14 protein-coding genes are annotated in these 13,006 nt (G+C 72.0%); 2 read left to right on the forward strand and 12 right to left on the reverse strand.

Annotated features, from left to right (window positions below):
- Positions 1–37: 37 nt before the first annotated feature.
- From groL to AB0I73_RS07525, 3 genes are all read right to left on the reverse strand, one after another.
- Positions 38–1,663, reverse strand: a complete 1,626-nt coding sequence (gene groL / locus AB0I73_RS07515; protein WP_363034746.1) for a chaperonin GroEL — start codon at positions 1,661–1,663, stop codon at positions 38–40.
- A 118-nt stretch (positions 1,664–1,781) separates the two neighbouring features.
- Complete coding sequence (gene groES, locus AB0I73_RS07520; protein ID WP_109377710.1) at positions 1,782–2,090, reverse strand: co-chaperone GroES; 309 nt, start codon at positions 2,088–2,090, stop codon at positions 1,782–1,784.
- Between the two features lie 956 nt (positions 2,091–3,046).
- On the reverse strand, positions 3,047–3,934 hold the full coding sequence (locus AB0I73_RS07525) for a polysaccharide deacetylase family protein (protein ID WP_363034749.1): 888 nt from the start codon (positions 3,932–3,934) through the stop codon (positions 3,047–3,049).
- Positions 3,935–4,091: 157 nt separating this feature from the next.
- Between AB0I73_RS07525 and AB0I73_RS07530 the strand changes: the two genes are divergently transcribed.
- Entirely contained in the window at positions 4,092–5,318 is a 1,227-nt protein-coding gene (locus tag AB0I73_RS07530; RefSeq protein WP_363034751.1) for a methyltransferase domain-containing protein, read from the forward strand.
- A gap of 37 nt (positions 5,319–5,355) precedes the next feature.
- Here the strand turns inward: AB0I73_RS07530 and AB0I73_RS07535 are convergent, their stop codons facing one another.
- The 6 genes from AB0I73_RS07535 to tsaB form a co-directional block, all read right to left on the reverse strand.
- Positions 5,356–5,988, reverse strand: a complete 633-nt coding sequence (locus tag AB0I73_RS07535; RefSeq protein ID WP_363034753.1) for a Uma2 family endonuclease — start codon at positions 5,986–5,988, stop codon at positions 5,356–5,358.
- A gap of 214 nt (positions 5,989–6,202) precedes the next feature.
- On the reverse strand, positions 6,203–7,258 hold the full coding sequence (locus AB0I73_RS07540) for a LacI family DNA-binding transcriptional regulator (protein ID WP_363034754.1): 1,056 nt from the start codon (positions 7,256–7,258) through the stop codon (positions 6,203–6,205).
- A gap of 173 nt (positions 7,259–7,431) precedes the next feature.
- Positions 7,432–7,692: a hypothetical protein gene (locus AB0I73_RS07545; RefSeq protein ID WP_363034756.1), complete on the reverse strand. Its 261-nt coding sequence runs from the start codon at positions 7,690–7,692 to the stop codon at positions 7,432–7,434.
- Positions 7,689–8,810 (reverse strand): tRNA (adenosine(37)-N6)-threonylcarbamoyltransferase complex transferase subunit TsaD, encoded by a 1,122-nt coding sequence (gene tsaD / locus AB0I73_RS07550; protein ID WP_363034758.1) that lies wholly within the window; start codon positions 8,808–8,810, stop codon positions 7,689–7,691. Before tsaD ends, AB0I73_RS07545 begins: the two co-directional genes overlap by 4 nt.
- Positions 8,803–9,387: a GNAT family N-acetyltransferase gene (locus AB0I73_RS07555; RefSeq protein WP_363034805.1), complete on the reverse strand. Its 585-nt coding sequence runs from the start codon at positions 9,385–9,387 to the stop codon at positions 8,803–8,805. The genes tsaD and AB0I73_RS07555 overlap by 8 nt, the downstream gene beginning before the upstream one ends.
- A gap of 38 nt (positions 9,388–9,425) precedes the next feature.
- Complete coding sequence (gene tsaB / locus AB0I73_RS07560) at positions 9,426–10,079, reverse strand: tRNA (adenosine(37)-N6)-threonylcarbamoyltransferase complex dimerization subunit type 1 TsaB (protein ID WP_363034760.1); 654 nt, start codon at positions 10,077–10,079, stop codon at positions 9,426–9,428.
- 152 nt (positions 10,080–10,231) lie between these two features.
- On the opposite strand from tsaB, the gene AB0I73_RS07565 reads away from it, so the two are divergent.
- Positions 10,232–10,807 (forward strand): hypothetical protein, encoded by a 576-nt coding sequence (locus tag AB0I73_RS07565; RefSeq protein ID WP_363034762.1) that lies wholly within the window; start codon positions 10,232–10,234, stop codon positions 10,805–10,807.
- Positions 10,808–10,843: 36 nt separating this feature from the next.
- Here the strand turns inward: AB0I73_RS07565 and AB0I73_RS07570 are convergent, their stop codons facing one another.
- The 3 genes from AB0I73_RS07570 to AB0I73_RS07580 form a co-directional block, all read right to left on the reverse strand.
- Positions 10,844–11,032, reverse strand: a complete 189-nt coding sequence (locus AB0I73_RS07570) for a hypothetical protein (RefSeq protein ID WP_363034764.1) — start codon at positions 11,030–11,032, stop codon at positions 10,844–10,846.
- Between the two features lie 189 nt (positions 11,033–11,221).
- A complete protein-coding gene (gene tsaE, locus AB0I73_RS07575) occupies positions 11,222–11,782 on the reverse strand; it encodes a tRNA (adenosine(37)-N6)-threonylcarbamoyltransferase complex ATPase subunit type 1 TsaE (RefSeq protein WP_363034766.1) in 561 nt (186 codons plus the stop codon).
- On the reverse strand, positions 11,748–13,001 hold the full coding sequence (locus AB0I73_RS07580; RefSeq protein WP_363034768.1) for an alpha/beta hydrolase: 1,254 nt from the start codon (positions 12,999–13,001) through the stop codon (positions 11,748–11,750). Before AB0I73_RS07580 ends, tsaE begins: the two co-directional genes overlap by 35 nt.
- Between the last annotated feature and the right edge of the window lie 5 nt (positions 13,002–13,006).

Raw genomic sequence — 13,006 nt, forward strand, 5'->3', positions numbered from 1 at the left:
CCGGAACCGGAACGGGGGCCTTCTGCGAGCGGGGTGCTCAGTGGGCGTGGCCGTGGCCGTGGCCCGCGGCGGCCGGCTCCTCTTCTTCCTTCTTCTCGACGACCAGGGTCTCGGTCGTGAGCAGCAGGGAGGCGATGGAGGCGGCGTTCTCCAGGGCGGAGCGGGTGACCTTGACCGGGTCGATGACGCCGGCCTTGATCAGGTCGCCGTACTCGTCGGTGGCGGCGTTGTAGCCGCTGCCCTTCTCGAGCTCGGCGACCTTGGAGACGATGACGTAGCCCTCGAGGCCGGCGTTCTCGGCGATCCAGCGCAGCGGCTCGACGGCGGCGCGGCGGACGACCGCGACACCGGTGGCCTCGTCGCCGGTCTTGTCGAGGTTGTCCTCGAGGACCTTGACGGCGTGGACGAGCGCGGAGCCACCACCGGAGACGATGCCCTCCTCGACCGCGGCGCGGGTCGCGGAGATGGCGTCCTCCAGGCGGTGCTTCTTCTCCTTCAGCTCCACCTCGGTGGCGGCGCCGACCTTGATGACGCACACGCCGCCGGCCAGCTTCGCGAGGCGCTCCTGGAGCTTCTCGCGGTCCCAGTCGGAGTCGGTGGTCTCGATCTCGGCCTTGATCTGGCCGACGCGACCGGTCACGTCCTCCTTCTTGCCGGCACCGTCGACGATCGTGGTGTCGTCCTTGGTGACGGTGACGCGGCGGGCGGAACCCAGCACGTCCAGGCCGACCTGGTCGAGCTTGAGGCCGACCTCCTCGGAGACGACCGTGGCGCCGGTGAGGACGGCCATGTCCTGCAGCATCGCCTTGCGGCGGTCGCCGAAGCCGGGGGCCTTGACCGCGACGGCGTTGAACGTGCCGCGGATCTTGTTGACGACCAGGGTCGACAGGGCCTCGCCCTCGACGTCCTCGGCGATGATCAGCAGCGGCTTGGAGGCGTTGGCCTGGATGACCTTCTCCAGCAGCGGCAGCAGCTCGGCGATGGAGCCGATCTTGCCCTGCGTGATGAGGATGTACGGGTCGTCCAGGACGGCTTCCATGCGCTCCTGGTCCGTCACGAAGTACGGCGACAGGTAGCCCTTGTCGAAGGCCATGCCCTCGGTGAAGTCCAGCTCCAGACCGAAGGTGTTGGACTCCTCGACGGTGATGACACCGTCCTTGCCGACCTTGTCCATCGCCTCGGCGATGAGCTCGCCGACCTGCTGGTCCTGGGCGGACAGCCCGGCGACGGCGGCGATGTCGGACTTCTCGTCGATCGGGCGCGCCGAGGCGAGGAGGTCCTCGGAGACCGCGGCGACGGCGGCGTCGATGCCCTTCTTCAGGGCGGCCGGGGAGGCGCCGGCGGCGACGTTCTTCAGGCCCTCGCGGACCAGGGCCTGGGCCAGCACGGTCGCGGTGGTCGTACCGTCACCCGCGATGTCGTTGGTCTTGGTCGCCACCTCCTTGACCAGCTGGGCGCCGAGGTTCTCGTACGGGTCCTCGACCTCGACCTCACGGGCGATCGTGACACCGTCGTTGGTGATGGTGGGGGCGCCGAACTTCTTGTCGATGACGACGTTGCGGCCCTTGGGGCCGATCGTCACCTTCACCGTGTCGGCAAGCTTGTTGACGCCGCGCTCAAGGGCGCGACGGGCGTCCTCGTCGAACTTCAGGATCTTCGCCATGGCAGCGGGAGCCCTCTCGGAAATCAGGGGTGAAAAATCACTGCGCCCCGGGCGCCCGGCTCGGTGAGCGTATCGGGACCAGGGGCGCAGTTTCGGAGCAAACGTGCTACGAGGTGACTTACTTCTCGATGATCGCGAGAACGTCGCGAGCCGAGAGAACGAGGTACTCCTCGTTGTTGTACTTCACCTCGGTGCCGCCGTACTTGCTGTAGAGCACGACGTCGCCGACCTTCACGTCGAGTTCGACGCGCTTGCCGTCCTCGATGCGGCCCGGACCGATGGCAAGGACAACGCCCTCCTGGGGCTTCTCCTTGGCGGTGTCCGGGATGACCAGGCCCGAAGCCGTGGTCTGCTCGGCGTCGAGCGGCTGGACCACGATGCGGTCCTCGAGCGGCTTGATGGCAACCTTGGAGCTGGCGGTCGTCACGATCCGACCTCCCCCTTCGGAGATCTCACGGGGTTAACTGTCTGAGGTGGCGACCAGGTCGATCCGTCGTCGCGGGTGCCGGACCTGCCCGTCGCGTGTGTTGGCACTCTCCAGGGGGGAGTGCCAGACCCGAGACTATGACCGCGATTAGCACTCGGTCAAGCGGAGTGCCAATTGCCTGCGGCGCGTCGGCGGGAAAGCGCGGTGTTTCGTACGGGTGTGCGCAGCCGACCGGTGCCACGACGACCGCTCCCGGGGGCGCCCGGCCGAGCCGGGTGCTCAGCGGTGCCGGACGTAGTCCTCCAGCCTCCCGGCCCTCAACCACCGCTCCCCGGCTCGCTCAGCAAACGTGCCGTTCGTTCCGCCAGGGTCAGGGGCGGGATCTCGTCGGCAGGGGTGGAGATGACGTCGGCGGGGGCCAGGCGATGGGCGCCTCGGGGGTCGGTGACCGCTCGCCGGGGAGTGCGCCCGAGGCAGCGTCAGCTCGATCGCGTGGTGGTCCGTTCGTGAGCCTGTTGCACCCTGGGCCGGGCTGACGTGAGCATGCGATCCGGGGCCGGGTACGGCTCCGGCGTGCGGGGCTCCCGCTCCACCGGCGTGATGGTTCGAGGCCTCCCCGCCGCCTCCGGCCACACCCATGCGGCCAGGTCGTGCGGGGCGGTGTCCGTAGCGGCCTCCGGCCGCGGGGGCCTCCCGGGACCGGACCGCGCACCGGATGAGTGTCGCCGACTCGGGGCCGAGTACGCCGGGGAGCAGTGCGCCCAGGACCGTTCGGGGCGTGCGGCCGAGAGGGCTCACTTCTGCTCAGTCTTCAGGAACGGTACGCGAGGGTGCCGTCACCCGTGCCCCCCGGTGCCCTCACCTCCTCGGCCGGCAAGGCCCGCGACCGGCCGCCCGGCCGGCGGACCTCAACCCGCAGGCACCGCCGGCAGAACCGCCACGGCCGCCCCGCCGGGTCACAGATAGTCCTCCAGGCGCCCCACCGCGTACCCCTCGGCCGTGACCTCGTCCAGGAAGCGGCGGATCATGTCGGGCATCGTGCCCTTCCACTCGTTCCGACCCCGGAAGTGGGTGAGGACGATGTCGCCGGGGTGCAGCTTCCGGTCCCCCTCCCGGTACTCCCAGCGGTCGACGAAGACCTCTTCGTTCCACAGCGGGACGTACTCGATGCCGCAGGACCCGGCCGCGCGCAGGGTGTTCTTGTCGTAGCTGCCGAACGGCGGGCGGAACAGGACCGGGCGACGGCCGTACCGCTCCTCGAGGACGTCCTGCATGCCGCAGATCTCGCGCTTCTGGCGGGCGTGGGACAGGCCGCGCAGGGGCGGGTGGTTCAGGGTGTGGTTGTTCAGGCCGACACCCCGGTCCTGCATCTCCTCGAAGTAGCCGTAGTCCCCCTTGATGACGTAGTCGCTGAGGAACGCGGTGTACGGGACCTGCAACTCGCTCATCATGCGCAGGAACGCCGGGTCCTTCTCGGCGCCGTCGTCGATGGTGAGGAAGACGACCTTCTCGTCCGTGGGGACGGTGGTGAAGACCGGGGGAAGGCCCAGTTCCCGGTGGCCGTCGACCTCGAAGCCCTCACGAGTGGTGATCCTCGGCTTCTTCTCGGGCGCCGGCGGAGCGGTCAGGGGCACCAGCTCGAGCCCCCAGCGCTTCGCGGCGGCCACCCGTGCGGCGTGCGCGGCGCGCAGTTCGGGGGCGTGGGAGTCGGGCGCGTGGGCCGGGGGCGCACCGAGGGGCTGCTGCCCGCCCGCAGCCGGTTCCGGGGCGGTGGAGTCCTTTCCGCAGCCCGCGACGAGAGGGGCGAGGGCCGCAAGGGTGAGTACGACGACACCGGCCCGCACACCCCACCGTGACCGCCTTTTATCGTTTTGTCCTACTAGTCGCATGGAGCCGGATCCTCGCAGTCCACCGCCCCGGAGCCGACCCGACACCGCGGCCGACGGCACACCGTCCACCGACTGGCCCACAGCCGGCCCGCACCTGACCCACAATGGGCCGGTGAACGACCGCACCCCGCTCTCCGCCTCCCCCCTCGCCCCGCTCCTCACCCCCGAGGGCCGCGCCCTCCTCGACGAGGTGCGCGACACCGACCCGGCGCGGGAGCTCGCCGTCGCGACCCGGCTGCGCCGTGAGCATCCGGCCGAACTGGTCTCGGCGGCGCTCGGCCAGGCTCGCCTGCGGCAGCGGGCGGTGGCCAAGTTCGGGGCCCAGGACGCCGCGCGCATGTTCTTCACGCCGAACGGGGTCGAGCAGTCGACCCGGGCGAGCGTGGCGGCGTACCGGGCGCGGCGGTTGAAGGAGTCGGGCGTGACCTCGGTGGCCGACCTGTGCTGCGGGATCGGCGGGGACGCGATCGCGCTGGCCCGCGCCGGGATCCGGGTGCTGGCGGTGGACCGGGACCCGCTCACCGCGGCGGTGGCCCGCGCGAACGCGGACGAGCTGGGTCTGGCCGGGCTGATCGAGGTGCGGGAGGCCGACGTCACGGAGGTGGACCCGGCCGGTCACGACGCCGTCTTCGTCGATCCGGCCCGGCGTGGCGGCCGCGGCCGCGTCTTCGATCCCGAGGCCTACTCACCGCCGCTGTCCTGGGCGATCGGGGCGGCCCGCAGGGCACCCCGCGCCGCCGCGCTGAAGGTCGCACCGGGCATCCCGCACGAGGCCGTCCCCGCCGACGCGGAGGCCGAGTGGATCTCGGACGGCGGGGAGGTGAAGGAGGCGGTGCTGTGGTTCGGCGACGGGCGGACGGCCGCCACCGGACCGGGGGGGGCGGCCCCGGCGATCCGGGCGACCCTGCTGCCCGGCCCGCGCACGCTCCTCTCCCGCGGGCTGCCGGATCCCGCGGTGCGCCCGCCCGGCCGGTACCTGTACGAGCCCGACGGCGCCGTCATCCGCGCCCACCTCGTCGCCGAGGTCGTCGAACGGCTCGACGGCGGGCTCATCGACCCGACCATCGCCTACGTCACCGCCGACGAGCACCGTCCCACCCCGTACGCCACCGCCTACGAGATCACCGACCGGCTCCCCTTCAACGTCAAGAGGCTGAAGGCGCTGCTGCGGGAGCGTCGGATCGGCACGCTGACCGTCAAGAAGCGCGGCTCGGCGGTGGAACCGGAGGAACTCCGCCGCAAGGCCCTGCCCAAACCCCACGGCCCCGAGTCCGTCACGGTCTTCCTCACCCGCGTCGCAGGCGCCCCGACGATGCTGCTGGGGCACCCGGTGCGGTGAGGCCCGCGGGCGATCCGGTGAGGCCCTCGGGGCCGGTTCAGGACCCGACGATCGCCTTGCCGACGGCGAAGCCCTTGGCCGGCCCTTCCGGGATCACCGCGTCGGTGCCGTAGGGAACGCGGTGCTCGTCGGCGTACTTGGCCTTCTTGGGATCGGGGGACGTCAGGACGAGCACGGCTCCCTCGTCGTCGAAGTCGTCGACGATCACGTACACCGGGATTCCGGCACGGGCGTACTCCCGGCACTTGCGGACGCGGTCGCGCTGGAGGTTCCGGTGGCCGGGCGAGGTGACCTCGACGACCATCTCGATCCCGGCGGCGTCCACGCCGAGACCGTCCTCGTCCGGGATCTCGTCGAGGTCGAGGGGGGCCACGAACAGGTCGGGGACCCAGGCCTTCTGACGGTGGATGACATTCCCGTCGTTGTGGACCGCATAGCCACTACCCGTCAGATGCGCATCCAGCAACCTGCGGAGACGGCCGATGAGCACGGTATGACGACGACGACCGGTAGGCGACACCTCGATGGACCCTTCGATGATCTCGGCCCGGTAGCCCTCGGGGAGATCCATGGCCTTCCACGCCTGCCACAGGACCTCGTCCAGGTCGGAACCCGGCTCGGAAACAGGCTTGTACGCCACTGGGGCCACCTCTTCTGCGAGAGCGGTCATCGAGAAGCACCTCCTCCTTCAAGTGTGGGCGCGGGCGCCACTGCGGCACAAGCGACACCGCGACGCTACGGCCACGAAGAGCCTCTACGCGCCGTAACCGGTACCGTTCGGCCAATCGAGTGATCATGGCCCCTCGGGTCCCCCGCCCACCTCTCCCGGCCGTCGAGATCCCCGGCCCCCGGGCCCCACCGGAACCCCGGAGCGACCGAGAACGTCAGACCCCGGCCGGCGGCGCTCCCGTGCTGCTGCGCACCACCAGGCTCGTGGCCAGTTCCACCCGGGTCGCGGCCGCCGCGCCCTCGCCCTTGCCCAGGTCGAGGACCAGCCTGGCCGCCGCCTCGGCCATCTCGGTCAGCGGCTGCCGTACGGTCGTCAGCGGCGGCCCCACCCAGCGGGCCACCGGCAGATCGTCGAACCCGACCACGCTCAGGTCCTCGGGAATCCGCAGGCCCAGCTCACGCGCGGCCTCGTAGAGACCGAGCGCCTGGAGGTCGTTGCCGGCGAAGACCGCCGTGGGCCGGTCCTCGCGGCGCAACAGGGCGAGTCCCTGGCGGTAACCGGTCTCGTGGTGGAAGTCGCCGGGCATGATCAGCCCGGGGTCCACCGGAAGCCCGCCGGTCTCCAGCGCCGCCCGGTAACCGTCGACGCGGGCGCGGCTGCACATCATCCGCGAGGGGCCGCTGATCGCCCCGATCCTGGTGTGCCCCAGCTCGACCAGATGCCGGGTGGCGGCGAGGCCGCCCTGCCAGTTGGTCGCGCCGATGGAGGGCACGTCGGTGCCCGGGTCGCCTGCCGGGTCCATCACCACGAACGGGATGGAACGGCTGGTCAGCAGCGCCCGCCCGGACTCGTCGAGGCCGGACAGGACGAGGATGACACCGTGCGGGCGGCGCGCGGTGACCTGGTCGGCCCAGGTGCGCCCCGGCGTGAGCCGTCCCGCGCTCTCGGAGAGCACGACGCTCAGCCCGGCGTCCCTGGCCACGTTCTCCACGCCCCGGATGACCTCCATCGCCCAAGCGCTCTCCAACTCGTGGAAGACCAGGTCGATCAGGGGCGAGCGGGACGCCTCGGCGCGGCGGCGCCGGTAGCCGTGGGAGCGCAGCAACTCCTCCACCCGGCTGCGGGTGGCGGGGGCGACGTCGGCACGCCCGTTCAGCACCTTCGAAACAGTCGGCGCGGAGACGCCGGCCTCGCGAGCGATCTCGGCGAGGGTCGCGGTCTGCGTGCCGCGCCCTCGCGTCCGGGTTTCAGCGGGCTGCGGGGAAGTCATGGCGGCGATCGTATCCCCGCGGACCGCCTTGGCGACCCTCTCCCGCACCACGGAATTCCAGAACATTCGACACGAGGCCCGAAACATTCGGTGTTCGTCGATCGAACAGGCCGCCGCCCGGTCGAACCCCGGACGCCCCGGAACCACGGCCGGTCGCCCGCGCGGGACGCCGGTCAGTCCGCCGCCACCGACTCGAAGCGCCAGCGGTGTACCGGGCGGGTGACCAGGTCCCCGTCCGGTTCGGGGAGTTCGGGGAGGGCGGCGTCGTACGGGGCGTCCCACCAGGTGATGACCAGGACGCGGTCCTGCGGGGCACGGAAGGTCTCCCGGCGCAGGGGCGGGTCGCCGTCGAGCTCCCGGGTCCGCGCCCAGGCCAGCAGGTCCTCGCCCCGGTCCGGCACCGCCCGCGCCTCCCACATCAACGCGACGGTCATGAGTACAGGTTCTCCTTGCTGACCTCATGAACGTGGTCGTGGTCGCGGTCATGGCTGTGGCTGCGGGTGTGGGCCTCGCCCGGGACGTGGGGTTCCGTCACCGGGAGCGACGAGTCGGCCGACAGGTCCCAGTCGGAGGCGGCCCGGCCCCGGGTGACCATCTCCGCCCCCAGGGCGGCCACCATCGCGCCGTTGTCCGTGCACAGCTTGGGGCGTGGCACGCGCAGCCGGATGCCGGCCGCCTCGCAGCGCTCCTGGGCCAGCGCCCGCAGCCGGGAGTTGGCGGCCACTCCACCGCCGATCATCAGATGGTCGACACCCTCGTCCTTGCAGGCGCGTACGGCCTTGCGGGTGAGCACATCCACGACCGCCTCCTGGAAGGACGCCGACACGTCGCGCACCGGGACCTCCTCCCCCGCCGCCCGCTTGGCCTCGATCCAGCGGGCCACGGCCGTCTTGAGGCCGGAGAAGGAGAAGTCGTACGCCGGGTCGCGCGGACCGGTGAGCCCGCGCGGGAACACGATCGCGTTCGGGTCCCCCTCGCGCGCGTACCGGTCGATGACCGGACCGCCGGGGAAGCCGAGGTTCAGCACGCGCGCGACCTTGTCGAAGGCCTCGCCCGCCGCGTCGTCGATGGTGGCGCCCATGGGGCGGACGTCGGAGGTGATGTCCGAGGACAGCAGTAGCGAGGAGTGCCCGCCGGACACCAGCAGCGCCATCGTCGGCTCGGGCAGCGGTCCGTGCTCCAGCTGGTCGACGCAGATGTGTGAGGCGAGGTGGTTGACGCCGTAGAGGGGCTTGCCGAGGGCGTAGGCATACGCCTTGGCCGCCGAGACGCCGACGAGCAGCGCGCCGGCGAGGCCCGGACCGGCGGTGACGGCGATGCCGTCCAGGTCCCGGGCGCTCACCCCCGCCTCCTTCAGCGCGCGGTCGATCGTCGGCACCATCGCCTCGAGGTGCGCCCGGGAGGCGACCTCCGGGACGACGCCGCCGAAGCGGGCGTGCTCGTCGACGCTGGAGGCGACGGCGTCGGCCAGCAGGGTGGTGCCCCGGACGACTCCGACACCGGTCTCGTCGCAGGAGGTCTCGATCCCCAGCACCAGGGGTTCGTCAGCCATGGGTCTCGGTTCCTTCTACGCCGTTCGCGGGGTTCGTCGGGTTCGTCGCGCTCATCGGGTTCGCCGGATGCGCAGGGGTCGCCGGGTCGGTCAGCCGCATCACCAGGGCGTCCACGTTCCCCGGCTGGTAATAGCCCTTCCTGACCCCGATGCCCTCGAAGCCGAAGCGCTCGTACAGCTTCTGGGCACGGACGTTGTCGATCCGGCACTCCAGGAACACCTCGGCGCACTCGAACGCGGTCGCCGCCCGCAGCAGTTCCGTCAGCAGCCGCGAGCCGAGGCCGGTGCCCCAGTGGTCCCGGGTGACGGCGATGGTCTGGACGTCGGCCACCCCGGCGGCGTCCCCGCCGGACGCCCCGTCACCGGACGCCCCGTCACCGTCGGGCTGCGCACCCGCGGCGGTGAGCCCCGCGTATCCGACGAGGCGGTCGCCCTCCTCGGCGACCACATACCTGCGGGTCGCGGCGGGCCCGCGCGCATGGGCCAGCTCGGACCAGAACATCCCCCGTGACCAGGCGTCCTCGGGGAACAGTTCGCGCTCCACCTGGAGCACGGGCTCGATGTCCCACCAGCGCATCTCACGCAGTACGACGCTCTCGAGGTTCTCGGGTCCTGTCACTTGGGGGTGACCACCTTGTAGTTCTTGGGGACCTGGGCATCGGGCCGCCGCAGGTACAGCGGCCGGGGCGCGGGCAGCTCCTCCCCCGCTGCCAGCCGCTCGGCGGCCAGCCGGGCGAGGGCGGCGGCCGACACGTGCTCCGGCTCGTGCGCCCTGGGGAAGGTCTCGGGGTACAGCAGCGCACCCGCGCCGACCGCGGGCAGCCCCGCGACCTGCCCGGCGATGTCGGCGGGACGGTCGACGGCGGGGTCGGTGAGGCGGGTGCGTGAGTCGGCGTAGCGCGCCCAGTAGACCTCCTTGCGACGGGCGTCGGTCGCCACGACGAAGGGGCCCTCCAGGTCGGCGGCGTAGGCGAGACCGTCCAGCGTGCACACACCGTGCACGGGGACGCCGAGCGCGAGCCCGAAGGTGTCCGCGGTCATCAGGCCGACCCGCAGCCCGGTGTACGGACCGGGACCGATGCCGACGACGATCCCGGTGACGGCGCCCGTCTTCAGACCGGCTTCGTCGAGCACCCGGTCGATCGCCGGGAGCAGCAGCTCGCCGTGTCGGCGGGCGTCCACCTGACTCGAGGAGGCGATGACGTCGTCGCCGTCGTGCAGCGCGACGGTGACGGCGGGGGTGGCGGTATCCAGAGCGAGCAAGAGCACACAAACAGACTACGGCTCCCCACGGCCCGTGTCGGACGACCCGGTCGAACGGCTACGTACTGCTACCGTCACCTCGGCGTACGCGCAATTCTGGATCATTTACGACAATCAATGACAGACGTAACGACAGACGTGGGGCTGAGGTGAGGGCGGTGGCAGGCAGCAGCTCGGCGATCGTGGCGGGACTGACCGCGGCCGCCCTCGCGGCGGTCGCCTTCCTCGGCCACCAGGCAGCGTCGAACGCCTCGGCCCACCCCCGCACCACACGCGCGGGCACCGCGCCGGGTGCCGTGCGGGCGGACCGAGGCACCGAGGACGCAGACGGCACCCACGACGCCGGCACCCTCACCGCACCGCCCCGAAACTCCGGTCGGGGCGCCCGGGTCGTGTACGCGCTGGACACCGACCGGGTGTGGCTCGTCGAGAAGAGCGGCGAGGTCAAGCGCACCTTCACGGTCAAGCCCGGCACGGTGGACCCGGAGCCGGGCACCTACCGGGTCACCTCCCGTTCCGGGAAGGTCACCGGATCGGACGGTCTCCCGGTCGAACACGTCGTCCGTTTCGCCGACAACGACGGCACGGTGATCGGCTTCAGCGCGGCCGTGGACGGCTCGGTCCCGGAACTCGACCCGAAGGTCCGCACGGGCGGTGTCCGCGAGACCCGGGCGGACGGCAGGGCGATGTGGAAGTTCGCGACGATCGGCCGCAAGGTCGTCGTCGTCCGGTAGCCGCCGGAGCCTGCCCTTACAGGTCGGCCTTACAGGTCAGGCGGCATCGCGGTGGGTGCCGGTCGGCTCCGCGGGCCGCGACTGCGGCAGCGGCTCGGGGGCGCGGGGCGGGGTGGAGACCGCGGCGGCGGCCGCACCGGCGGCCAGCAGGTCCCGCATCGAAACCCCGGTGGACGACTGCGGCCGTGGCTCGGTCGTCCGGCGAGAGCTCTCGATGGCCGACATGGGCGCCTCCTGGGGGCCGGGGGCGGACGTAGTTAGGTAGACCTAACTACGAGCTGGATACCATGTGACCACGCCCGGGACACCGAACGCAACATTTTGCCGACACCTTGTCGGAACGCACGGAGAACATACGGGGAAGCGGCTCCCAGCCGGCCTCCCCGCGACCTCCCCGGACCGGTACCTCCCGGCTCAGGCCGACAGCACGCTCAGGTCGGTGCCCGCCCAGCGGTCGCCCAGGCCGGTCAGCGTCACGTGCCGTACCTCGTCCGTCGTGTCGCCGACCGCGCGGTGGATGACGAGCTGGAGCCGGTCCTCGGTCAGTTCCTCGATCCTGCCCTCGCCCCACTCCACGACGATCACCGACTCGGGCAGCGAGACGTCGAGATCGAGGTCCTCCATCTCGTCCAGCCCGCCGGAGAGCCGGTACGCGTCGACGTGGAGCAGCGGCGGGCCGTCCCCCAGGGACGGGTGGACGCGGGCGATCACGAACGTCGGTGAGGTGACGGCGCCGCGCACCCCGAGCCCCTCGCCGAGACCGCGGGTCAGCGTGGTCTTGCCCGCGCCCAGCTCACCGGTGAGCATCACGAGGTCGCCGGCGCGCAGCAGCTTGGCGAGCCTGCGGCCCAGTTCCCGCATCTGTTCGGCCGAGGTGACGGTGAGCTCGAGCCCGACGGAGCGCGCGGCCGACGTGGAGGACTCGGGCGGCTGCGGCTGCTCAGCCTGGCTGTCCGGTGCTGCTGGTGCTTCCATAGGCACCCACGGTAGCTCCTGCGGGCACCGCTCCCGCGCGGACCAACAGGTCCGCGAGACGGTCGGTGACCACTTCCGGATGCTCCAGGATCACCAGGTGCCCGGCGTCGGGCACCTGCACGAGTTCCGCGTCCGGCAGCAGGTCGGCGATGGCCTCGCTGTGCTCGCTGGGCGTCACCAGGTCCCGCACTCCGGTCAGCACCAGCACCGGGAGCTCGGCGAAGTGGGCGAGGGCCTCGGTCTTGTCGTGGTCGCTGAACGCCGGGTAGTACTCGGCGACGACGTCGATCGGGGTGGACTCGATCATCCGCTCGGCGAAGCGGGCGACGGCCGGGTCTATGTCCCGGGTCGCGAACGAGTACCGCTTGATGACTCCGGCGAACAGGTCCGCCGTGGCCCGGCGCCCCTTCTCCACCAGTTCGGCCCGCTGCACCAGCGCCTTCAGCACCCCGGGCAGCACCCGCCGCACCGCGTTGACACCGGCCACGGGCAGCCCGAAGTTGACCTCGCCGAGCCGCCCCGACGACGTACCGACGAGGGCGACACCGACGACCCGCTCGCGGATCAGCTCGGGGTACCGGTCGGCGAGGGCCATCACCGTCATCCCGCCCATGGAGTGCCCGACCAGCACGATGGGCCCCTCGGGGACGGCGGCGTCGATGACGGCCTTGAGGTCCTGTCCGAGCTGGTCGATGGTGACCGGCTCGCCCCGCTCGGTCTGGGCCGCGCCCCGCCCGGAGCGGCCGTGGCTGCGCTGGTCCCAGTGCACGGTCCGCACGACGCCCCTGAGCGCGGCCCGCTGGAAGTGCCAGGAGTCCTGGCTGAGGCAGTAGCCGTGGCTGAAGACGACGGTGGCGGGGGCGGGCGACTTGCGGCCGAACAGTCGGCGGCGCCGTGCGGGAGCGGCGGCGGGGTCGGGGTCGAGGTCGTCGACCTCGTAGTACAGCTCCGTGCCGTCCTCGGCGTACGCCTTGCCGGGAGTGCCGCGCAGCGAGCCGTAGGGGCCCGTGGAGTCGAGGGCGAGCCGGGCCTTCTTGCGCATGCCCCGGCCGACCGTCATCCGCTCTATGGCGACGCCGGCGGCGGCGCCCGTCGCGAGCACGCCTATCGCGACACCGGCGACACCGGTCGCCCGGCGCCAGCCGCCGGACGCCGCGGCGGCGGAGTCGGCAGCCGCCGTGACGGCGGTCGTGACGGCCTCCGCGCTGCTCTCGCTCACGTACG

This window comes from Streptomyces sp. NPDC050388 (assembly GCF_040655635.1).
Classification (GTDB): domain Bacteria; phylum Actinomycetota; class Actinomycetes; order Streptomycetales; family Streptomycetaceae; genus Streptomyces.

Bases quoted from the DNA above. Each gene is read 5' to 3' on its own strand.
- groL (WP_363034746.1), bottom strand. From the start codon at position 1,663: ATGGCGAAGATCCTGAAGTTCGACGAGGACGCCCGTCGCGCCCTTGAG.
- AB0I73_RS07535 (WP_363034753.1), bottom strand. From the start codon at position 5,988: ATGACCGCTCTCGCAGAAGAGGTGGCCCCAGTGGCGTACAAGCCTGTT.
- AB0I73_RS07540 (WP_363034754.1), bottom strand. From the start codon at position 7,258: ATGACTTCCCCGCAGCCCGCTGAAACCCGGACGCGAGGGCGCGGCACG.
- AB0I73_RS07545 (WP_363034756.1), bottom strand. From the start codon at position 7,692: ATGACCGTCGCGTTGATGTGGGAGGCGCGGGCGGTGCCGGACCGGGGC.
- tsaD (WP_363034758.1), bottom strand. From the start codon at position 8,810: ATGGCTGACGAACCCCTGGTGCTGGGGATCGAGACCTCCTGCGACGAG.
- AB0I73_RS07555 (WP_363034805.1), bottom strand. From the start codon at position 9,387: ATGCGCTGGTGGGACATCGAGCCCGTGCTCCAGGTGGAGCGCGAACTG.
- AB0I73_RS07570 (WP_363034764.1), bottom strand. From the start codon at position 11,032: ATGTCGGCCATCGAGAGCTCTCGCCGGACGACCGAGCCACGGCCGCAG.
- tsaE (WP_363034766.1), bottom strand. From the start codon at position 11,782: ATGGAAGCACCAGCAGCACCGGACAGCCAGGCTGAGCAGCCGCAGCCG.